The organism is Guptibacillus algicola (assembly GCF_020171805.1).
GTDB lineage: Bacteria > Bacillota > Bacilli > Bacillales > Guptibacillaceae > Guptibacillus > Guptibacillus algicola.
Genome location: NZ_JAIVAF010000001.1, coordinates 1 through 22128, shown reverse-complemented (window position 1 = coordinate 22128; position 22128 = coordinate 1). Strand labels below are relative to the sequence as shown.

At 37.7% G+C, this 22128-nt stretch carries 25 protein-coding genes; 19 read left to right on the top strand and 6 right to left on the bottom strand.

Annotated features, from left to right (window positions below; genetic code table 11):
- Positions 1–316 precede the first annotated feature (316 nt).
- From abc-f to LCM09_RS00105, 5 genes are all read left to right on the top strand, one after another.
- The gene (gene abc-f / locus LCM09_RS00125; RefSeq protein WP_224877813.1) at positions 317–2044 is read left to right on the top strand and encodes a ribosomal protection-like ABC-F family protein; all 1728 of its coding nucleotides are present in this window, start codon (positions 317–319) and stop codon (positions 2042–2044) included.
- Between the two features lie 110 nt (positions 2045–2154).
- Positions 2155–2502 (top strand): hypothetical protein, encoded by a 348-nt coding sequence (locus LCM09_RS00120; protein WP_224877811.1) that lies wholly within the window; start codon positions 2155–2157, stop codon positions 2500–2502.
- Positions 2503–2620: 118 nt separating this feature from the next.
- Positions 2621–3277, top strand: coding sequence for a Type 1 glutamine amidotransferase-like domain-containing protein (locus LCM09_RS00115; RefSeq protein ID WP_224877808.1), 657 nt, complete (start codon positions 2621–2623; stop codon positions 3275–3277).
- A gap of 267 nt (positions 3278–3544) precedes the next feature.
- Positions 3545–4012 (top strand): DinB family protein, encoded by a 468-nt coding sequence (locus LCM09_RS00110; protein WP_224877805.1) that lies wholly within the window; start codon positions 3545–3547, stop codon positions 4010–4012.
- Between the two features lie 218 nt (positions 4013–4230).
- The gene (locus tag LCM09_RS00105) at positions 4231–4602 is read left to right on the top strand and encodes a GNAT family N-acetyltransferase (protein ID WP_224877803.1); all 372 of its coding nucleotides are present in this window, start codon (positions 4231–4233) and stop codon (positions 4600–4602) included.
- Positions 4603–4761: 159 nt separating this feature from the next.
- Here LCM09_RS00105 and LCM09_RS00100 read toward each other — a convergent pair whose 3' ends face one another.
- Positions 4762–5658, bottom strand: a complete 897-nt coding sequence (locus tag LCM09_RS00100) for a LysR family transcriptional regulator (RefSeq protein WP_224877801.1) — start codon at positions 5656–5658, stop codon at positions 4762–4764.
- A 127-nt stretch (positions 5659–5785) separates the two neighbouring features.
- Here LCM09_RS00100 and LCM09_RS00095 point away from each other — a divergent pair, with 127 nt between their 5' ends.
- A complete protein-coding gene (locus LCM09_RS00095) occupies positions 5786–6961 on the top strand; it encodes a serine hydrolase domain-containing protein (protein ID WP_224877799.1) in 1176 nt (391 codons plus the stop codon).
- Between the two features lie 124 nt (positions 6962–7085).
- Positions 7086–7307 (top strand): hypothetical protein, encoded by a 222-nt coding sequence (locus tag LCM09_RS00090; RefSeq protein WP_224879994.1) that lies wholly within the window; start codon positions 7086–7088, stop codon positions 7305–7307.
- Positions 7308–7381: 74 nt separating this feature from the next.
- On the opposite strand, the gene ltaE is transcribed toward LCM09_RS00090, so the two are convergent.
- Positions 7382–8407 carry a low-specificity L-threonine aldolase gene (gene ltaE / locus LCM09_RS00085; RefSeq protein ID WP_224877797.1) on the bottom strand — a complete coding sequence of 342 codons (1026 nt, stop codon included), beginning with the start codon at positions 8405–8407 and terminating at the stop codon, positions 7382–7384.
- A gap of 276 nt (positions 8408–8683) precedes the next feature.
- Here ltaE and LCM09_RS00080 point away from each other — a divergent pair, with 276 nt between their 5' ends.
- From LCM09_RS00080 to LCM09_RS00070, 3 genes are all read left to right on the top strand, one after another.
- Positions 8684–8965, top strand: coding sequence for a hypothetical protein (locus LCM09_RS00080; protein ID WP_224877795.1), 282 nt, complete (start codon positions 8684–8686; stop codon positions 8963–8965).
- Positions 8966–9043: 78 nt separating this feature from the next.
- The gene (locus LCM09_RS00075; RefSeq protein WP_224877793.1) at positions 9044–9436 is read left to right on the top strand and encodes a VOC family protein; all 393 of its coding nucleotides are present in this window, start codon (positions 9044–9046) and stop codon (positions 9434–9436) included.
- A 382-nt stretch (positions 9437–9818) separates the two neighbouring features.
- The gene (locus LCM09_RS00070) at positions 9819–10247 is read left to right on the top strand and encodes a DUF4362 domain-containing protein (RefSeq protein WP_224877791.1); all 429 of its coding nucleotides are present in this window, start codon (positions 9819–9821) and stop codon (positions 10245–10247) included.
- Positions 10248–10338: 91 nt separating this feature from the next.
- Here the strand turns inward: LCM09_RS00070 and LCM09_RS00065 are convergent, their stop codons facing one another.
- Entirely contained in the window at positions 10339–11538 is a 1200-nt protein-coding gene (locus LCM09_RS00065) for an iron-containing alcohol dehydrogenase (RefSeq protein ID WP_224877789.1), read from the bottom strand.
- A gap of 534 nt (positions 11539–12072) precedes the next feature.
- On the opposite strand from LCM09_RS00065, the gene LCM09_RS00060 reads away from it, so the two are divergent.
- Positions 12073–12447, top strand: a complete 375-nt coding sequence (locus LCM09_RS00060) for a VOC family protein (RefSeq protein ID WP_224877786.1) — start codon at positions 12073–12075, stop codon at positions 12445–12447.
- A gap of 28 nt (positions 12448–12475) precedes the next feature.
- Positions 12476–12721: a hypothetical protein gene (locus LCM09_RS00055; RefSeq protein WP_224877784.1), complete on the top strand. Its 246-nt coding sequence runs from the start codon at positions 12476–12478 to the stop codon at positions 12719–12721.
- Between the two features lie 211 nt (positions 12722–12932).
- Here LCM09_RS00055 and LCM09_RS00050 read toward each other — a convergent pair whose 3' ends face one another.
- Positions 12933–13760, bottom strand: a complete 828-nt coding sequence (locus LCM09_RS00050) for an STAS domain-containing protein (RefSeq protein ID WP_263622795.1) — start codon at positions 13758–13760, stop codon at positions 12933–12935.
- A 622-nt stretch (positions 13761–14382) separates the two neighbouring features.
- Here LCM09_RS00050 and LCM09_RS00045 point away from each other — a divergent pair.
- Positions 14383–14718: a hypothetical protein gene (locus LCM09_RS00045; RefSeq protein WP_224877782.1), complete on the top strand. Its 336-nt coding sequence runs from the start codon at positions 14383–14385 to the stop codon at positions 14716–14718.
- 375 nt (positions 14719–15093) lie between these two features.
- Positions 15094–16551, top strand: a complete 1458-nt coding sequence (locus LCM09_RS00040; protein ID WP_224877780.1) for a UDP-N-acetylmuramoyl-L-alanyl-D-glutamate--2,6-diaminopimelate ligase — start codon at positions 15094–15096, stop codon at positions 16549–16551.
- Between the two features lie 81 nt (positions 16552–16632).
- Here the strand turns inward: LCM09_RS00040 and LCM09_RS00035 are convergent, their stop codons facing one another.
- Positions 16633–17058 (bottom strand): VOC family protein, encoded by a 426-nt coding sequence (locus LCM09_RS00035; RefSeq protein ID WP_224877778.1) that lies wholly within the window; start codon positions 17056–17058, stop codon positions 16633–16635.
- Between the two features lie 162 nt (positions 17059–17220).
- Here LCM09_RS00035 and LCM09_RS00030 point away from each other — a divergent pair, with 162 nt between their 5' ends.
- The 5 genes from LCM09_RS00030 to LCM09_RS00010 all read left to right on the top strand — a co-directional run bounded on the left by LCM09_RS00030 (position 17221) and on the right by LCM09_RS00010 (position 21792).
- The gene (locus LCM09_RS00030; RefSeq protein WP_224877776.1) at positions 17221–18342 is read left to right on the top strand and encodes an NAD(P)/FAD-dependent oxidoreductase; all 1122 of its coding nucleotides are present in this window, start codon (positions 17221–17223) and stop codon (positions 18340–18342) included.
- Positions 18343–18468: 126 nt separating this feature from the next.
- Complete coding sequence (locus LCM09_RS00025) at positions 18469–19506, top strand: PQQ-dependent sugar dehydrogenase (protein WP_224877774.1); 1038 nt, start codon at positions 18469–18471, stop codon at positions 19504–19506.
- Positions 19507–19742: 236 nt separating this feature from the next.
- The gene (locus LCM09_RS00020) at positions 19743–20564 is read left to right on the top strand and encodes a MerR family transcriptional regulator (protein ID WP_224877772.1); all 822 of its coding nucleotides are present in this window, start codon (positions 19743–19745) and stop codon (positions 20562–20564) included.
- 30 nt (positions 20565–20594) lie between these two features.
- Positions 20595–21074: a hypothetical protein gene (locus LCM09_RS00015; RefSeq protein WP_224877770.1), complete on the top strand. Its 480-nt coding sequence runs from the start codon at positions 20595–20597 to the stop codon at positions 21072–21074.
- A 163-nt stretch (positions 21075–21237) separates the two neighbouring features.
- On the top strand, positions 21238–21792 hold the full coding sequence (locus tag LCM09_RS00010; protein WP_224877768.1) for a hypothetical protein: 555 nt from the start codon (positions 21238–21240) through the stop codon (positions 21790–21792).
- Positions 21793–21933: 141 nt separating this feature from the next.
- On the opposite strand, the gene LCM09_RS00005 is transcribed toward LCM09_RS00010, so the two are convergent.
- Positions 21934–22128: transposase (locus tag LCM09_RS00005; protein ID WP_224877766.1), on the bottom strand; the 195-nt coding region annotated here is incomplete at its 5' end.

The following is a 22128-nucleotide window of genomic DNA, read 5'->3' as shown; positions in this document are numbered from 1 at the left end:
GGAAAATTTGGAAAGGAATGGTACTTAGCGGATGTGGAATTAATCTTATTTAAAGGGTATAAAACTCATATTTTCTTGAAAATGAGAACCTGGAGAAATAGGATTAGTCTGTCCATTTACGCTATCATTTCTATATGTGACGTTTCAAATAAAGGTGATGCAAATTCTGCATTTGTGTCAATGTCTTTATTTGTATATAAGCGTTTGCATTTAATTTGATATGGGACTAGATACAAGCCTCTCCAGGATTCTTGGAGAGGTTCTTTTATGTTATAAAAACCTCTCTCAATAAAAAATAAATAAAGAGGTGATCTGCATGACTCTTGTAACACAAGTTAAAGGACTGCAGAAAAGTTTTGGAGAACGGAAAATCCTAAGTGAAGTTAGCTTTGACATACGTAAAGGTGAAAAGATTGGTCTCGTCGGTTGGAATGGTGCTGGGAAATCCACTTTAGTAAAAATTCTTATGAATAGGGTTGAGTGTGATCAAGGCTCTGTCACAATGTGGCCTCCCAACATGAAAATTGGATATTTGCCTCAATCATCAGATAATGATTTATCAATTGACTCTGAATTACTCGATAACAGTAGAGGGTTAATGGAAAAAAGCAAGCAGCTTGGTTTACCCAAAGATCGATGGGATGGAGAGGATCTGCACCATTTAAGCGGAGGAGAAAAGCTTAAGTTGTCTTTAGCAAAATTATGGACAAATTTTCCGGAGTTGTTAATCTTAGATGAGCCGACAAATCACTTGGATATGCAAGGGGTCAACTGGTTGGTTGAAGAAGTAAGAACCTATTCAGGTGCTGCTGTTGTTATTTCACATGATCGGTATTTCCTAGACGAAACAGTGTCTAAAATATTTGAGCTAGAAGATGGAAAATTAGATGTGTATGAAGGAAATTACTCATCCTATCGAAGCGAAAAGCTGAGAAGAACCGAACAAGATAAGCGTGACTACGAAAAACAACAACGTAAAGTAGAGAAGATTGAAAAGCAGATCAGTACCTTAAAAGATTGGTCAGGAAAAGCTCATCGTCAAGCAGGAAAACAGGGGTCAAATGCTGAAAATCGTCAAATGGGATTGCGAGAATTCGAACGAGCGAAAGCAAAGAAAAAAGATAATCAGATAAAATCAAAGCTGAAACGCTTAAATTTAGAATTATCAAAGCATGAGGTGACAAAGCCAAAAGAAGAGCAATCAGTATCTTTTCAATTTGAATCAGCTCAAAAAAGAGGTAAAAGAATTCTTGAAGCGAAAGGAATTAAAAAGCAATTTGGTGAACACGTACTGTTTGATAAAAGCAACTTCTATATAAAGCATGGAGATCGAATCGGGCTACTTGGATCAAACGGAGCAGGGAAAACAACGTTTATCAAGCTCCTGCTTCAGAAAGAAACGCTTACGAGAGGTAGCCTTTGGATAAGTGAGTCTACAAAATTGGCATATTTATCTCAGGATATAAGTGATCTTCCAGGAGAAAAAACACCATTAGAGTACCTTGACCTGAATCATCGGCAACAGGAAACAAAAGCTAGAACTCTTTTAGCCAATATGGGCATCGAGCAAGAAATCTTTAAAAGACCAATTTCTGAATTGAGTCTTGGTGAACGTACACGAATTAAGCTTATCCATATGTTTATGATGGAGTATGATTTATTAATTTTAGATGAACCCACTAACCATTTAGATTTACCAAGCAGGGAAGAACTAGAAAAAGCACTAAGTACTTTTTCAGGCACACTCTTGATTGTGTCTCATGACAGGTATTTGATTGAGAAATTGTGTACGAAATTACTAGTAATAGACAATGGTAAAATCAATCAAGTTGAGATGGGGATCAAGGATTATGAGGAGCGAAAAAAGAAAACGTTTACACGAGATGAGCAACATGTAACTGAAGAATTAGCGCTCATCGAAACAAAAATGACAGAACTCCTAGGAAAAATCAGTTACTTGTCAGCGGGTACCGAAGAATATGACAGAATTGATGAAGAACTAATGAAGTGTATGGATAGAAAGCGAAAATTGAAAAAACTGTAATGTCTTTTATAACTCAAAAGGAAACAATACAATCGGGAGCACTTCCTTATTAAAATAGTAACTGCTCTATTAATGACTAAAACAAGAAACTATATGATAGGAGTGTTCCTTTGAAGAAAAGCATATCGTTTGGAGTATTGTTGACAACGTTAATGTTTGGGTTGGTAAGCTGCGCAGGAAACAATTTGGAGAAAAAGGTAGAGAGCAGAGAAACGGTTAGTGATGAAATAGCTGAGAAGAATGGCGACTTATCTAAGGATGATGCGGAAGAAATGATCTTTAATAAGCTAACCTTCGAAGAGAAGCAGAAATACACCGTCGATTTCATCAGAGAAGAAGGAACAAAGTATTATATTAGAGTTTATGATAATAGTAGCGGAGAAATAAAAGTGAAGAAGATTTATACTATTGATTACCATACAAAAGAAATTAAAAAAATTGGTTTTAAACAGCAATGAGCTATCAATAAGCGTGAGCTTAACTCTCGCGTTTATTAAAAGTATTTTGATAGTGACAAGATAACAGAATGAGTGAAGTCAGTGATAACTATTTTTATACTTTGCAACGGGGGCATTTATGAAAACTCACTATTATTTAGGTTGGTTTAACAATTTCTTTCCAGAGACTCTGCGCAGGTTATTACAGGAGGATATAACTGATAGAAAATCGATGGCTATGATTAGCTCGAATCCATCTATATATGAAGATGATGGTGCTACTGAACGCTCCTGGCTTGAACATGCTGGCATTGCGTTTGATGACTATCATTTAATTAACTATCGTGTACCGAAGGAAGAAGCCCAAACAAAAATTGAAAATGCTTCAGTCATTTTTTTGTTGGGTGGTAATATTCTGGAACAAAATGGTTTTTTGATGGAATATGAATTGTCTGGTTATATAAAAGAAAGTAGCGCAGTTGTGATGGGAGCAAGCGCTGGTGCAATCAACATGTCTGCTAAATGGTTATGCTCGAAAAACCTTGGAAACAAAGGTGAATTGAGCTCTGTTTACGAAGGAATCGGTCTTGATGATTTTTCCGTCCTGTCTCATTTTGATCTTGAAAATAATATGGCGATTGTTCAGAGTGAACTTTCTCCCCTATCGGAAGAGATAAATATTTATGCGTCGAACAAAGATTGTGCTGTTCGTGTAAAAGGAGGCAGGATCGACATCTTTGGCACTGTTTTTTTAATTTCTGATTCGAAGATGCGCAAATTGGATGAGACGCTCTGATTGTAATTAATTACTATGGCTCATTGAATTACTTTCTATATAAACTTGAATAATAGGTCTATAGTTCCTTCAACAATCGAGGAGCTTACCGTATAAAAGGGAATTCCAATGAAATTGGAGTTCTTTTTTTATGTTAGAAATCAATAAAATTGCTTTAGTTTGAAGGGTAAGAGAGAAATTATGTGTGAAATAGAAAGTCCAATAGAGGTAAATAAGCTTCAGAAAAGAAGAGTATAGACAGTATATCAATGCAGTAAGGGAGTGAGAATGTTGTCTATGATCATTTTAGATCAGTTCAATAAGGTAAGAAGCTGGAGTATTGGAGAAGCAGAGAGCTTAAGTGAGGATATAGTAAATGTTCAACCAGAAGGGTTTAATAATACGATTAAATGGCACCTCGGCCATATCATTACGGAAACAGAGTACTTTTTGTTTGAACTTACCCGCATGGAAGTGAAGCTACCAAACACATACAATGACTTTTTTGCGCCGGGGACAAAACCAGCGACTTGGCAAGGCGAATCCCCTCTTTTATCTGAATTAGTCTCATCACTCAAAATCCAAGCAGAACGAGTGCATCTACTATCTGAAGAAAAGCTAGTTCATAAGTTAGATAAACCTAAGCATGGATTTAACACAGCTGCAGATAGTGTATCTTTTTCAGTATTGCATGAATCTCTTCATTTAGGACAACTAATATCAATGAAACAGATGATAAAGTATACTTCAAAGTAATTACAACAATATATAGAAACTTAGAAATGTTATCTTTATTAGGAAGAATATGAATTACGTTTTTCTCAAGCGACATAATTATGATTGGCCCTAGGAAAAAGTGGTAGAAAATATGAATAAAAACGATTGGAGGAGAAAAACATAATGAATTTCCATATTACTGAAAAAGTAAATGAGAGTAAAAAAATCAACTAAATAACAAACTCTATGAATTTAATTTGACCCACTTCCCAAAAGATTTAAGAATTACACACAGTCTTAAAACAGAAAATCCATTTCCTATTTGGTATTTAATGTTGCAATCTGAACAGATTATTGGCTGTGCCGGACTTATAACAAATGATTTTATAAGTCGTATGGATTTATATCCATGGATATGCGCTATTTATATTGAAGAAAACTTTCGTGGAAATTCGCTTGGGAAAGAGCTACTTATGCGTGCGCAAGTCGATGCTAATAAACTTGGATACAATGAGACTTTTCTATGTACTGATTACGTTGGGTTTTATGAGAAATATGGATTTACTTATATAGGTGATGGATATCATCCTTGGGGTAGTAACTCTAGAATATATCAATGTAAGATATGATTTTATTTATATTCACTATTTAATAATACAGAGCTTAATGTAAGGAGGGCCTCCCACTTTAGAGAAGTTGTTAAGGTGTAACATGCAAATGCATTCAATTAAAGGATCCCCATCATTCTAGAAAGATGAGGGTTCTTTAACGTTTACTATCCTTCACACTTACCTCCTGTAATAAAAAGACTTCAATTCAGTTATAAACTGTAGCATAGAAGAAGGATAATACCGATTTTTCCTATAGATTAAGTATAATAGCTTGGGTTGAAATTCTAGTCCCTCCACATGCAACACCTTTACACGTTTATCGATAACAATATGAGAATCTGTTGAGATGGGAAGAAAAGAAACGCCAAGACCCATTTCAACCATTTTAATCATTAGGTCAATATGGTTTGTTTCCATTAGTATGGAAAGTGAAATATCTCTTTCTCTTAACGCTTCATCGATTTCATTTCTTAGTTTGGTTTCTTTTTTGAAAACGATGAATGACAGGTCTTTTAGCTCTTCTTGTGAGATTGAATTCTGGTTGTGGTAGTGGTTTGAATTAGGAACTATAAGTTTGATTGTTGAATCGATTCCTAATGGGATAGATTCAATTTGTTCGTTTGTAAAAGACGTATCCACTAAGCCTATGTCTAGTTCATATTGATCGATGAGGTGGTGAATGAGGGAAGCGGGTCCAACCTCATTCATTTCGTAAGTAACTTGAGGATACTTATTAGTAAACCAATCCATAAAAGGAAGTAAGGTAGTGAGCAATATCTGATAGCCTCCCCCGATGCGAATATGCCCGGTTTCTGGGTGTTTATATAAACTCATTTCTTCTTGAATAGTTTCTACCATCTTTAACACAGGTTTCGTTTGCTCATACAATTTCTTTCCAACAGGATTGAGTATTAATTTTTTACCTTCCCGGTCAAATAGTTTTACGTCCAGCATCTCTTCAAGCTTTTGAATTCGAACAGATAAGTTTGGTTGATTGGCATGCATTTTTTTGGCAGCCGCCGAAAGTGATCCGCATTCCACCACGGATACAAAGGTTTCCAATAATCCTAGCATAATTATCTCCCCATATATGAAATAGTTATATGTTTTATTAATAATATATATTTTACATATGAATTTCTGATAAATACAATAATATTGAGGTATTTATCAGAATTTAGTGAAAACGAAAGGGGAAGGCATGAAAACTTGGAAAGTAATTTTAGTTACCACTTTGCTGATCGGTCTACTTATGGCATGTAGTGAGCAAGGATTAGATAAAGAGGGGAGCGGAAGTCCTACTTCCAGTGGTGATTCGATTAGTGAGAAAGTATCTGGCGAAATTGAAGATGAATCAGGCGTAGTTAGAGAAGCGGTTCCAGAAATTCTGTCTTACTGGCCAACAGAGGCTTGGCAAACAACTACTCCAGAAAGCGTTGGAATGAGTTCAACTCTTCTAAGAAATATGTTTCTACATATTGAAGAGGAGAACATTCCTATGGAAGGAATGCTTATAATAAAAGATGGATATATTGTCTCTGAAAAGTATGGAGGTGACTTTGATGAAGAAACACCCCATCCCATCTATTCAGTTACTAAAAGCATAACTTCAGCATTAGTTGGTGTCGCTGTTCAACAGGGAGCGATCGAAAGTGTGGAGAGTAAAGCGCTAAGCTATCTTACTTCAGAAAACATCACTAATTTAGACCAGTGGAAGCGCAATCTTACTATACAAGACTTTTTAACAATGAAGAGCGGGCTTGATTTCCCAGAGCAAACAGAAAAGGGTTTCTATCAATCAGACACATGGAAAGAATTTATGGAGGGCACAGATCCTGCTTCTTTCATTATGAGTCGGCCGTTAAGTGAAGATCCAGGCAGATGGAATTATAGTACAGGTGACGCAAGAGTAGTATCAAAAATACTTCAGGAAGCTACGGGTACGAAGCTTTCGGAGTATGCTGAACAAAACCTATTCTCTCATTTAGGAATTAGCAATGTAGAGTGGCCGACTGATCGTTCAGGAACGTCATTCGGAGGAACTGGGGTAAAGATGAAGCCAAGAGATATTGCAAAGATTGGCTACCTCTATTTAGAAGAAGGAAAGTGGGAGGAGAAACAAGTGTTGCCAGAAGGATGGGTACAAAAGAGTATCCAACCATATGGAAATACGAACGGTAACTTCGACGGTGGTCACTATGGGTATTTCTTCTGGTTGAAGTCTATCAATGGCTATGAAACTTATCGAGGGATGGGATTATATGGTCAGTATCTAGTTGTGGTACCAGAGCTTGATTTAATAGTGGTTCAAACTTCGAGTGGGATGGATGTGGACCCTTTATTAGAAGAGTATGTTATTCCTTCTATTGAAAGTTGAGTAGGGTCGGATGGTGCTGTTTTAACTGGAAGAAGTCAATGGTTACTGTTACAGGGGACCTCTTGCACAATAAATGATAAGCGCTCGTGTGTAGGTTTGTGTAATATTATGGAAGTAATGGGTTATAATTGACTTATCGAAGAGATGTAGGTATTCTAATTGCTCACATACGAAAGAAACAAATTGCGCTGTAAAAAAAGCGATTGATGAGGGGAATCTTTCGAGGGAAAAGTTCTTTTTATTTTATCGAGAGAAGAATGAAGCATTTTATGTTTCAAATGAAAGTAATAAGACTAAAGCTATTGAGTATATGAAAAAAAAGGGATCTTTTAAGAGTTCCACCTAATCCATAAGATGAGGGGGACCTTAGTAAAAAGAAGAGCACTTACTGAACAAACAATAAGTACTCTCGAACGGGCATTATCCCTTAACTATTTTCTTCACATTTTCTAAAACAGTATGGATCTCTTCTTCGCGTATCCTATTGTTCGTAACGAAACGGATTGTATTTGGGCCGAACGCACCCGTTAAAATATGGTGGCCTTTCAATTGCTGAACAAACGCATCGGTACTCATACCACAATCCGAAATGTCCACTAAGATAATGTTCGTAGCAACGTTATTCGTTACAGTCAAACCTTCGATTGCTTGAAGCCCTTCGGCAAGGTGTTTTGCGTTCGTGTGATCAATCTCAAGACGCATTACATTTTCTTCGAGAGCGATAATGCCAGGTGCGGCGAGTACGCCAACCTGCCTGAGTCCACCGCCTAAGCGTTTCCGCCATTTACGAGCGCTAGAAATGAAGTCAGAAGAGCCTGCTATGATAGAACCAACAGGTGCACCTAGCCCTTTCGATAAGCAAAACTGTACAGAGTCAGTATACTTTGCGAACTCTTTCACAGACGTTCCAGAAGCTACTGAAGCGTTGAATAACCGTGCTCCGTCTAAGTGAACAGGAATTCCGTTTCGTTTCGCTACTTGATAAATTGCCTCCATGTTTTCAAGAGGCACAACGGCACCACCTGCTTTGTTGTGTGTATTTTCAATGCAGACTAGCCCAGTTTCAGGTTGGTGGATATCTTCTCCGCGCACAGCTGCTTCGACCTCGGCTGGATTCATAGCACCATTATTACCATCGATCGTCTTAATTTGAACTCCCGCAAACGCTGATAGAGCAGCAGCTTCGTAAAGAAAGATGTGAGCCTGAGATTCCATGATAACTTCCTGTCCTGGACGGCAGTGTACCAATCCGGCAATCTGATTTCCCTGCGTACCACTCGTTACAAATAGGGCATCCTCTTTTCCGAGAACAGCAGCTGCTATTTCTTCGAGTTTATTTACCGTCGGATCTTCCCCATACACATCATCGCCAACTTCAGCTTCGTACATTGCTTTTCGCATTTTCTCGTCTGGTTTCGTGACCGTGTCACTTCGTAAATCTATCAAAATATGTCCTCCTCGGCTACAATAAGTATAAGTGTATAATGGAATGCACGAAAAGTATAAGGGTATTTACCGGGGGAATCAAGATAGGATGAAAAAAGGTAAGACTTTAGTAAGAAATTAGCTGGACAAAATAATGGAGCGGTGACAATTGCCTTCTAACATGATGCTTCCTGAAACTAGGGATATAGTCGTTTCTGGTTAACCTTGATGAGGAGTATATTTAGATGACCGTGATAATAATAGTAGAAAAGTAACGAAGAAAAAAGGGTGTTAGAGATGAAGAATGGAAAGCAGGAATATACGAAGAGTAAGAAGGGTCTACTACTAGCGTTCTATATCATAGGTGGTATATTCGCTATAGGTGCAATTCAATTTACTTTTGATAGTGATCACACAAATGACATGATCGGAAGTTACTTTACGTTAGGAATTGTGGCCGATGGAATGATTATTCAAATGCTTAAAGAACTTTGGGCAGGTAGGATGAAAGCTGCAATGATGGAATTGCTGTTCACATTTGTTTTTGGAGCGGCTATAGTATGGGCACTCATGGGATAAAGAAATAATACATATTTTGGGTAAGTTAGGTCTAATAGATTAATAAATTTTACTATACCTATTGGAGGCGAAACGACTATGAAAATTATTGTTACCAGTATATTTGTTCAGGATCAGGAAAGAGCATTACAGTTCTATACTGAAACACTGGGATTTGTAAAAAAGGAAGATAAGCCGGTTGGTGAATATAGATGGATCACCCTTGTTTCTGACGAAGATCAAAGAGGTACTGAACTTGTACTTGAACCTAATATTCATTCTGCCGCCAAAGAGTATCAGGAGAAGATATACGCTGATCGTATCCCGGCAACAATGTTTGGCGTGGAAGATGTTCATAAAGAGTACGAGGAATTAAAGAAACGCGGTGTTCATTTTACAATGGAACCAACAAATGTAGGAGAAGTTACAGTTGCTGTTCTCGATGATACATGTGGTAACCTTATCCAGATTGCTCAAATGCATGAGAGTTAACTCAAAATATACAATTACATTCATTAAAGGGAGTGATTTGTGATTAAAAGGTAATCAATAGTGCAAACGGTCACTTCCAAACCTATTAATAGGATTAATGTAGGATCTGGTATAAATGTCCAAAAGAAGGTGATACATATGGAAGGTGGCATCCAGTAACTTATATCATAATGAAGTTGTTGGTTTCCAATGTGAGGCTCTTTGGACCAAATAAGGACAAAAGCATTCAAGAATCTTATGATAGTAACATTTATGGCAGTTGAAAAGCTAGACTTCTAGACTCTCCTTGTTCAACTAAGGGAAGCATTGACTAAAAAGGGATTGCTGTTCCTTTTGTATCATACCTACGATGCATTACATTTTATTAGCAAGGGTTGATAAGATGAAGAAGATCTTATTCATTCTATTATCTTCAATATTACTTGGGGGTTGCAGCTTTACACCATCTAATAGTGATATCGTTATTGGTCTGGGAAGCGAAATCACTAACCTCGATACTTTTGAACTATTCCTTGAGAATGTTAACGGCGGTAAAACAGATCGTATCAGAATCGTAAGTTATACCGATGAAGGCGACCCAATAATTAAAGATGTTAGTTATGATGGTAGCTCAATTTATGCTGAGACAGACACAACAAGAGATAAGTTTGGGCCAAGTAGAGTTGAGAGCATCACTTGTAAATCAATTGAATCAAAAGTAACTGTAACTTCTGAAAAGAGTGAGGAATATTTTTTAAGCGGGTGTGAACCATCAGAACTCGGTGGGAATTTTGGTTCACATCTTCTAACAAAGTATGAAGGATCTAGTTAAGGGAGTGTTTGCACAATAAAATATGACAGTCCATCTCAAATATATTTGTATGTTAAACCTATCATTTTTCATTCATGCGTAAACAGTACTATTATTTTCCTCGGATAACATGATAGAGATAAAATAACTCATCGTTCTTCAAAAGTTTCGGTACAGGGTATAAAGGAATTGTTTCAGCTTGTGCATGCTTAATCATTTTCGAAATATCTTGATCCAGAATTTCCTCAATTTTATTTGGAATATCCATCTTAGAATTCATTTCTTCAATCGCTTCAATGAACAAGTTGGCTTTTCGCTGTAAGGTTTCTCCTTTACCAATTCCTACTACATCTGCAAGCTGTGCTAGCGAATGGTGCGCTGCTTCTCCATAATAGTTAAGCACATGTGGCATAATGACTGCATTCGCTAATCCATGCGGGACATCGTAAAATCCACTCAGTGTATGTGCAATGGAGTGAACATAACCTACACAAGAGCGCGAAAATGCAAGTCCAGCAAAATAGGATGCTTGCTGCATTTGCTTACGTGCTTCTACATTGCTTCCATTCTCGTAGGCTTCATATAAATTCTCGAAAATCAGTTTCACTGCTTTTATGCAATAGCTTCGCGTTTCAGCTGTTGTACTTTTCCCAATATACGCTTCAACAGCGTGCGTTAAAGCATCCATCCCAGTCATAGCTGTAATGTGTTTCGGTAGTCCTATTGTTAATAAAGGGTCTAAAACGGCTACGTGTGGAATGAGGGCATGATCAGTAATCGCAAATTTTTCATGTGTTTCTTTATTTGAGATGACAGCCGCTAACGTTCCTTCACTACCTGTACCTGAAGTCGTTGGTACTGCATAAAATGGCGGCATTTTCTTGCGTACTTTTAAGATGCCTTTCAGTTGTGTCACTGACTTATTTGGACGTGAAATACGCGCAGCAATTGCTTTTGCACAATCAATAGGAGAACCACCACCAAAGGCAATGAAGCCCTCACACCCGTTGTATTCATAGATTTCCCGTGCTTCTTCAACATTTTCAATCGTTGGATTTGGCACGGTTTTGTCGTAGATTGTATAAAGAATTTCTACTTCATTCAACTTACGTAGAAGGGGCTCAATTAACCCAATTTTCGTAATCCCAGCATCCGTTACAATGAGTACATTCTTGATATCTTTTTCTTTTAATTTAGCCGGGAGGGAAAATACACTATTTTCTCCTTCTACTAGATCTGGTACTCGCCAGGGCAGCGCCGGTGATATGATTCGAAGAATGCGTTGATAGTTACGAGCATAAAGTGTTCTCATTTAAAACCACTCCTCATTAGTGAATGACAATCTACGAATCTAAGCCAGGATACATTAGTATGTGGGCTCAAATAGCACCATGAATTGTAACGATATTGCTTTAGACAAATGATAATATATCTTCATAGGGCTCAGTTAATAATTGTTCACCGTAATCTTTGACCTCAACATTTTCTTCTATAAACTCTGCAAAGTTCGTAGAAATAAAGATTATATTTCTCCTCGTTCACATACATACTTGTTACTAGTCTATATATGCTATTTGCTACAGATAATCCTTCTTCATGATCAAAAGTAGCATGCATTTGCCCATCTTTTATAAGCTCAAATGATTTTAACGTGGTGATTTGAGAGCAAGCTGAATTTATAGATGTACGATGGTCGTTTCAGGTAGGTTAACATTAGACATTATTATACGAAAACAATTAAGTCTAACATCATAGATGCTTTGTTGGTGATTTCATGTAAAAATATTGGAAAGAAGGAAGTCACTATAGAAGTTGGAAAAGTGATTGAAATGAGAGGAGAATTTATATGAGCAAAGATAAGAGTGATGTTGGTCAGATACATTGGCGAGATTTAACGGTCGGAAATGCTGAAGAAATTAAAGATTTTTATACTAGTGTTGTAGGATGGGAAGCAAGTAAACACGATATGGGAACGTATCATGATTTCGATATCAAAACTCCAGCGGGTGATACAGTGACAGGAATTTGTCATGCAAGAGGAGACAATGCTTCGCTTCCTCCGCAATGGCTAATGTATGTAAAGGTTGAAAGTGTTAAAGAAAGTGCCGATAATTGTATCGAACACGGAGGACAGATATTAGATGGTCCTCGGTACATGGGAGAAATGTTCTTCTGTGTTATTAAAGATCCAGCTGGTGCGGTGCTAGCTATCTTTGAGTAATACGATTTTTTAGGAGGCGTTACATAAGATGTCGATCGTAGATAAACTAAAGTTATCAAAATACGAAAATATGGCTGTTCTTCATAACCCAGAAGGATATGAATTCTTTGAGGAACAGGCGAAGTCTTTGTCTGAGAAGCACGACGCAATATTTATATTCGTGAAAACGATTGAAGAAATGGCTGAGAATCTCAATGTCGTTCTGGGATCCAGGTTTTATCAGAGGGCTATAAAACGCTTGATCTATATCGTAGAAAGAAGAAGTAGGGAGTAGTTCTTTAAAATGCAATGAGCGGAATAGTTATGGTGATTTATGAATAGCTGAGGGGCCCCCTATTTAGATGGGGTTCCCATTTTTAGTTCCAATATCACACATAAGCCTTAACATAACTTTCTTTTTCAAAAAAATACTGAGGTGAGTTGTTTTGAAATAATTGGAAATTGGAAGTGATACAGGATTAAATTGAAAACATAAAAGATTATTGTTAAGTAATAAAATACTCTCTTAATGCCTGTTGTAATGTACCTAATGTTTTTATTTCTTTATCTAACTTTATGCCAAGCTCCGTTACTTTCATTACGACTAACTTCCTTAATCCAGTTATAACAGTGGTGCACCCCATCAGCGATGCGCCATCAATGATTTGAATCAATCGGTGAACATCGTCACGACTTATATCTGCAACTCCGGATAAGTCTATAATCAAAGTTTGGATTCGCATATCGCTAATTGCGGATAAAACCTTATCTTCGAGAATTTCGGTTCGTTGCTCATCAATAGCCCCTATTAACGGTAAGATGCTTACCGAGTCGTTAATCGGAATGATTGGTACTGAAAGATTTTCAACAAGTTCTTTTTGAGCCTTTATAAGCGAATCTTTGTATTCCGTATAACTTATGAAGAAGGAATTCAAAAAGTTGTCTACTCGATTGTTAATTTGTTTTTCCATTTCAAAGAAATTAAATCTCTTATCATTGCTTACTAATTCAGAGTATTTCTGAAAAAATACCCACAGTGTTCGACGTATAGCTTGTACCCATTCTAGTTTAAACGAGACAGCTAAGGAATGCGTGGCCCAAGCAATTCCTTCTTGTTGCGCAAAAGAGTGAAGCTCCTGATCATTTTTTTCTATAATATATACAACCAGTGTATGAGCATTAGTTACGAGATCGATATTGCCTATTTGTAGTATTTCATCAATTTTATCTTCAACATTAACCGCTTCTTTTAGTAGCGTTTCTGTAAAAACATTACTGTTTGCTTCGAAGAAATCTATGAATTGAAATGAATCTTGGTATGTAATTGTGTGCAATCATCTCTCCTCCTATATTAATAAGTTCGTCACTGTTATTATAAATCAATCATCACTTATATGCAGTATTTTCAATACAATTAGGTTATAAGCTTATCCTCAATTATAGTAAGCTCCCTTTTTATATGAAATAGAGATTGAGTTAGTTACTGGGATTTGAAAATAATTGGTAAGGTGATGTGAAATTAAGCTTGAAGAATTTTTATCCTTGAGTATGAATGATATTTAACAAAGGCGTGTTTATTATTACTAGAGAAGATAACTTTATGAGTAAATGGAACAATACCAGAAAAAAGGTAAGTGGAAATATTTACTCTTACAAGGGGTTTTCATAGGTGGGACAGTTTTTTTGTTTGTTAATATGGTTTTAGATCTAATTCTTTATTAAGAGATTAAAAATCTCTCAGAGTATATCATGACTTCACTTTTGTTCGGTATTCTTTTTGGGACAGGTACTTGGTTCCATACTGAGAAAAAATATAAGAAGTAAAAAGACAGGCTATTTTCTAATGAGGATTCTCTTGTCTGATTAACATCTTTCTGAATTAACCTTCACCCAACGTGAGCGTTAATCTAGCAAGGATTACTCGACTTACTGAGTAATTAAATTAAATGCAGGTTAATGACATTAGGAGGATTGAACGTGATCGATTATGGTTGGCTTAATATTGGTAGTCTAGTGCTTGGACTAATTGCTTGGGTCTTACCCATTGTTACTTTAGCGAGAGAAGATAAACTGAAATATAAGAAATGGGTAGTTATGTCTATTAGCAGCTTCAGCGCCTGTGGTTTTTCGCTTTGTTTCCAGATTTTTTATACTAATCATAAGGTTGTAGTCGAAGATTTCGGGGCTTTAACTGACACAATGTATGCTGTTGCACTTGCTTCAGCGGTTCTAATCATCGTCACGATTGTATTAAATGTAGTAGCTCTAAATCGCTTATCAGGAGTGAAGTAGCTAAACTAACAAAACTCGTTTTGATCATGCTTGTTTTAAGTTGTATTCTAAGTGGGAATGGTGATACTCAGACTCTTCCTTAGTCATGCGATTAGGCAATTGTTGAAATTTAGTTTAAGTAGTTAAATTAAAACTCCTATACTTTTGCCGCCCATCAAAATTCGGTTAGTATCGAAATGTTTTCTTATATGATAGCGTGTAGATTTGCTACGATTGCTCCTATTTTAGTGGGTGTAACCATCACATAACGCAACCTACATACATATTACGTTTAAGATATGGCTATTACGCTAAGAGTTTTTCTATAACTTTCTCTTAAATTAAACTGAAATATTTTTAAGATACTAAAGATCATTTTATTAAAGGAGAACAAACATGGAACTTCACGAATTAGTCGACATCCTTGAGGTTATGGAACCTGTAAGTAATAGTGTACATCCTAATACCGTGATAAAAGGTATTACTTCTAACTCACAAGAAATCAAGGAAGGTTATTTATTTTTTGCGATAAACGGTTATCAACAAGATGGACATCGTTATATAGAGCAGGCGATCGAAAATGGAGCGTGTGCTGTTATTGGTGAAAAAAAGATCGCTAATTTATCTGTTCCTTATTTTCAAGTTAAAAATAGTCGAAGTGCTTTAAGTTTAGTAAGTAATCATTTTTATAACTTTCCTACTCATGATAAAATTCTTATCGGCGTTACAGGAACTAACGGAAAGACGAGTACAAGCTATCTGATCAAACAAATTTTAGATGATAATGGTTTTTCCTGTGCTTTTTTCGGTACCACAAAAAACATAATTAATGGTGAGGTTTATCCTACGGTCAATACCACTCCAAACTTAGTAGAAATCAACAGACTTTTAGCTGAAAGTAAAGATGAAGCGGTAGTCATCGAAGTATCTTCTCACGCCTTAACACAGCATAGAGTTGATGGGGTTTCTTTCGATTATGCACTGTTCACCAATCTGTCGCACGATCATTTAGATTATCATGGTTCAATGGAAGAATATTTTCAGGCCAAAAGGAAACTGTTTGAGATGCTAAAAGATGACGGGAAAGCTGTCATTAACACGGATGATGAGTGGGGCGAGAAATTGGCAAACCAGCTTAAGGCTGAAGATATTCACACCATAGGTATTGGTGAAAATGAGAATAGCGATGTGAAACTGACAAGCTATACTTCTAACCCACCAAGTCTACTATTAAAAGAAAAATCCGAAAGTATTTCAATTACCCCATCTATTTATGGAATCCATAACATGTATAACATTGCTATGGCGTATGGAACCGCAAAACAAGTCGGAGTGGATTCGAATGGTGCTATATCCTCGATTGAGCGCTTTAAGGGAGTCGAGGGGCGGTTCAGCCTTACTAAATTAAATAATGGTGCTACTCTTGTTGTTGACTATGCACATACGCCGCATGCCCTGATAAGTTCCTTGAATACAGCAAGAGAAATGTGTGATGGGAAAATTATCCATGTATTTGGTTTCAGAGGAGATCGAGATCCTTCCAAAAGAAGGGATATGGTATCGATTTCATCTGAAATGAGTGATTATTATATACTCACTTATGATGATTTGAACTCCGTTTCGCCCGAGGAAATGAAAAATACTTTGGTCAGCTTTCAAGAACAGTATGGGAATGATAAAGGTAAGGTGATCACGGATCGTACATTGGCTATTGAGGAAGCTATAAAGATTGCTGAAACCGGAGATTGCATTATCATCACGGGTAAAGGGCATGAGAAGTACCAGCAACACTATCATTATCCCGCTAACAGTGATGAAGAGGCAGCCATTTATTTTACTAACGCTGAAGAGTAATACTAATGAAAACAGTTCGCGCACGATTACTGCGCGAACTGTTTTTATATCAATGGCTACTCACACTGACCGTTTTTTCGATTACCTTGGTATATGTATCGGATAATCGCAATATTCGATAATTGTACCTTCAGTGTCAGCGGGATTTAAATAGACTAATCTTCTTCCGTGCTTATTTATTCGGAGGGTTTCCTCCATGATTCGAATGTTTTGTGTTTTCAATTCTTCCAAAGCGTCATCAAGATTCTCCACTCGATATGCGATATGATGGACACCCTTCCCTTTTTGTTTCATGAATCTAGCGATTGGGGAGGTTGTATTATTTGTAGGCATTAAGAGTTCGACTCGACTGTTGTTTATATCGATTACAGCGATCTCACTTTCAACACCTTGTGCTTCGCTTCGATAACGATCGAAGAGTTTACCGCCTAGAATCGTTGTATAAAATGTTATGCTTTCATCAAGGCGTCTCACTGCAATTCCTATATGATCAAGCTGCTTATTCAATATAGATAACCCCTTTTACTGTAATGGCACTAGTTTAACATAGGGGAAAGAAAATCATGAAATGGTACGCCGTTAGGTTTTTCAAAAAGAGCAAGATTGAGTGATACGACTCAATTCTGTAGAATAGCGATAGTAAATACTTTAAACGAAAAGGTGTTCACAATGAAGTCATATATAGTTATTGGTGCAGGAATTCTAGGTGCTTCAACCGCCTACCATCTTGCAAAAGAAGGTGCAAAGGTGACAATCATCGATCGAGAAGATGAAGGACAAGCAACAGATGCAGCAGCTGGTATTGTATGTCCGTGGCTATCGCAACGAAGGAATAAAGTATGGTATAGGCTTGCGAAGGGCGGAGCGAAATACTACCCAGAACTGATCGAAGGGTTAACATCAGAGGGTGAAACGGAAACCGGCTACAAAAAAGTTGGGGCAATCAGTCTTCATACGGATGAGAAAAAGCTTGATAAGATGATTGAACGAGCTCTAGAAAGACGAGAGGATGCTCCTGAAATAGGGGAGATCAAGAAATTAACTACTGAAGAAACGAAAGCGATGTTTCCTCCTCTTTCTGATGAATATCAGTCGGTGCATGTAAGCGGCGCAGCAAGAATAAATGGTTCAGCGCTAAGAAAGGCCTTACTTCGTGTTGCGAAGAAGAATGGTGCAGAAATTCGAACAGGCGAGGCAGAGTTAGTGCATTCAGAAAGTGAAGTGACTGGCGTAAACCTTGCTGGAGAGCAGATCAAAGCAGATAAAGTAATCGTCACTGCTGGAGCGTGGGCGAATGAATTATTTGAACCACTCGGGTTAGAGTTTCACGTTTCATCACAAAAGGCTCAAATCGTCCATCTCGATGTTCAAGAAGATACAAGTGAATGGCCTGTTGTTATGCCTCCTAACGATCAATATTTATTAAGTTTTGATGATGGGAGAGTCGTTGTTGGTGCAACGCACGAAAACGATGTTGGCTTCGATAAGAGAGTAACTGCGGGAGGGTTACATGAAATCTTTAGTAAAGCGCTAGAAGTAGCTCCAGGTCTCGCTAACAGTACGATGGTAGAGACGAAGGTAGGCTTTCGTCCATTCACACCAGGCTTTCTTCCTGTTTTTGGAGAAGTGCCAGGCACTTCGCGTTTACTAGCTGCAAATGGTTTAGGTGCTTCAGGGTTAACCGTTGGACCTTATCTTGGTCTAGAGCTTGCTAGAATGGCGATGGGAGAAGAAACAGAGCTTTCTCCTCTCGATTACGATTTATCTGAGGCAATTAAGAAAGTAGAGTAAGGCACAGCGCTGAGCTGTGCTTTCTTTTTGCTTTATAAAAGGGTTAGAAATATTGGTCTAGAAGAAAGGGTAAAGGTACATAGGATTTTATTCTTTCGACGCTTATAGATAAAAGGAGTGGTAGTGATGAGAATGGTAATGCTTTTAACGTTACTTTTTATTACGGCATGCGCTTCACCTAATGATCGTGATAAACCTGCAAGTGAAGGGCAAGAAACTAACGTGATTGGTGAAAACCTAAAGATTCCATGGGAAATTGTTAAATCAGGCGAAACGTTTTACATGACAGAAAGAGAAGGAACGATTGCCACCTATGAAGACGGCGCGATCGAGCGCGAGAAGGTCGTGCTTGAGAAACCACTACTAACAAAAGGAGAAGGTGGACTACTCGGTTTAGAGCTCTATCCAGATTTCTCAGATTCAAGAAAAGCGTTTATGTATCACACGTATGAAGAAAATGGAGAAACGTTTAATAGAGTGATTGAGGCAACGAGAACGGAAAACGGTTGGAAAGAAACAGACGAAATCATTAGCAGCATACCCGGATCGCTTTATCATAATGGGGGGAGGGTCAAAATTGGTCCCGATAAGAAGCTTTATATTACCACTGGCGATGCTACCGATCCTGATCTTGCTCAAGACAAATCAAGCCTTGCAGGGAAAATACTTAGACTAAATCAAGACGGTTCAATCCCTGATGATAACCCGATCGACAACTCGTATGTTTACTCCTATGGTCACAGAAACCCTCAAGGGATTGCCTGGGACAAAGAAGGGCAGCTTTATTCGTCAGAACATGGAGATTCCGCTCATGATGAAATTAACAAAATAATAGGTGGTGAAAATTACGGCTGGCCGATCATTGAAGGGGATCAAGAAAAGAAAGGAATGGTACCTCCAATCTATCACTCCAGCAATGACACATGGGCACCTTCTGGGATTGTTATAAAGGGTCAAACACTTTACGCTGCAACCCTTCGAGGAAATGAAGTTCGTTCTTTTTCTCTTGATGAAATGAACTCTGAATCATTACTCAGTGGATTTGGAAGGTTGAGAGCATTGTATTTTCAAGATGAAGCCTTTTATGTCATCACAAACAATACTGATGGCCGTGGTGATGCAAGTGAGGAGGATGATCGTTTTATAGAGTTTCAACTAAACTAGTACCATATATCGTCATTTCACCAATTGTGAGATGGCGTTTTTTTATGTGATTTGTTGAAAGAGCTTCCACTCCTTCGTTAGTAAAGCTAAAAAGTTACAATTTCCGTGTTGAAATGGAGCATCGTTGTCTTATTTGCGAAACGCTGACTGTTTTTAAGAACCTTTGTCATCTTGCAGGAAATTCCATATACAGGCATGGAATTGAACTGTAATACATTTGGGGAGGACTGGCAGTAATGAATAATCAGTTGATGATTTCTGGTGTTGCTGACCTGTTTAAAGTGACCAAACATACATTGAAACAATGGGAGAATCAATTTGCTGAGTTTCTTGAAATTCCACGTGATGAAAATAACTCACGAACGTATACGGACAGGGATTTAGAAATTCTTTATTTGATAACGAACATGAAAGCTAGCAATACGGATGACGAAGCGATTTCCCTTGCACTTGAACAACATCTCATAGAGCTTGAAGAACAAAAAGCGATCGATGAGATGGAGGAATTAGAGAGCGATGAGGCAGTAGAGGAAGATGAGTTTGAGGAGGAAGAATTACAACCGGATATAGAACCTGAAATCAAAGCGGAAGAACCGATCGTCTATACAACGTATGAAGATCAGAGCGAGATCAAAGAATCTTTGTCAAAGATCGTATCCTTTGTTGAGTCAGAAGAAGTAAAACAGCTGTTGAAGATGGATAAAACGGTTAAACGAATGGAGAAAGATATCGTTCATCAAATTCATGAGATCGTCCATGAGGAAATTGCGACCGCTTCTGATGCCCATGCGTCAATGAACCAGTTAGAATTAAATGCGATCGGAAAGAAAATTGATGATTTAACAGATGCTTCTGTTGATGAAAGAGAATACTATCAACAAGAAGTAGAGAAGGAACGAAAAGTAGCTGAAGCGCATATGTCAGAGCGAGAAGAGCGGTTGATGGCGATCGTTCAGAATCGTTTTCGAAGTGAAGAGAGTCCAGTAAAGAGAAATGAACAAACTGAATCAAAGTGGGGCGTTGGCAAAATTAAACATATGCTAGGTTTCGTTAGATAGAGCAGTAGAAACTTGATAGGGGGAAAATCAATGGAACATGCTAGGGTCATGTTTTCCATCATCAGTCTCCTCATTGCCGCTACTTTCGCTGCTTTATATGTTTATATCTTCTCCCTTCATACCGAGATGGAGGGATCCAAGGCAACGGCTACAAAAGTATCTGCCGCAACGTTTCCTGCTGAGTATGTACACGTTGAAGATTTTGTTTCAGATTTTCATGCATTCTATAATCGAACGACAGGTTACGGGATGATAGAGCGAGTGGAAATGGAAGCTCAAGAAAAACAAGCAGAAGCTGCTATTGCGTATATTAATGTTTTTCTTGATAAGGGTGTTGAACACCATGATCTTAAAGTAGATCTTCAAGATATCAAGTTGATCGCGTCAAGTGACCTTGACGAAGCAGATGTAAGATTACTGCATCGGTACTTTCATGATCTCGACAAATCAATGAACGGCTACGATCACCCTGACACGTTCGGTGTAACCGAGACATTCGGTGGGAACTAATATGATAATAAAAACCTTACACTTAGTAGCGTAAAAGCGATGTTTTAGTAGTAGATAAAACATCGCTTTTCGAATTGATTGTTAAGGCCAATTTACTTGTAAAGATTGAATGATTTCCTTTTGTTGGATAAACTAGTTAAAAAGGCACATGAAAGGGGAATCTATGAAAACAAAAACGGTGGTGGTCTGGCTTGGCGTTGCAACGATCTTAACACTTGCTTTAACAGCATATTATATCTTTTCATTAGATAATGAAACGAAATCAACCCAAGGTAGTTTTATTTCAACACCTGAAGGAGAAGCGATCGAGCGTGATGAAAGTTTGTCAGCTGAAGAATTACGTGAATTAGAATCAAAAGCCGTTTCAAGTCCTGAGTTTGGTAGTGTCAAAGAATTCATTTCAAAGATACACGAATTTTATAACGATACAGCTGGCTACGGCGGAATCAATAACTTAAATGATACCGAACAAAGTCAAAAAGCGATTGAAATTATACTTCATTCTAACTACTACATAGATCGAGAAGCAGAAAATAAGGATCTTGTTAAAGATTTAAAAGATATTAAGAAACATGCGCTTCGCTATCTTGAGAAACCGGATGTGAAGCATGTCAAAAGCCTACACCGTTACTTTCATGATTTAGATATTGCACTTAATCAATACAAAGCTTATGACAGGGTATGGGGTGTAACCGAATTACAGGGTAAGAAAAGGTAAACAAAAAAGTCACCGAGTAGGTGACTTTTCAGCCTGTAGAGGAACCCCATGTTCCTCTACAGGCATTTTTTATTGGTTTATAATTTGAGATATGTGTTTTCGAAATTTGACGTTAGTAATATAAAAAAAACTCTCCTTCACCTAGCTCACCCGGTCTAGGTGAAGGGCAATCTTCTTCATATTCTGACAGGCTGCGGTCAGTAACGCTTGTTCTCGCACTTTTTGTTTTCCACGCAAGCGACAATAACGCAGCCCATGCAGTTCTTTTGAATCTGCGAAGCTACGCTCAACCTTCTCTTTTCTCATGCGATAAATCCACTTTCCCTCATTGGAAAG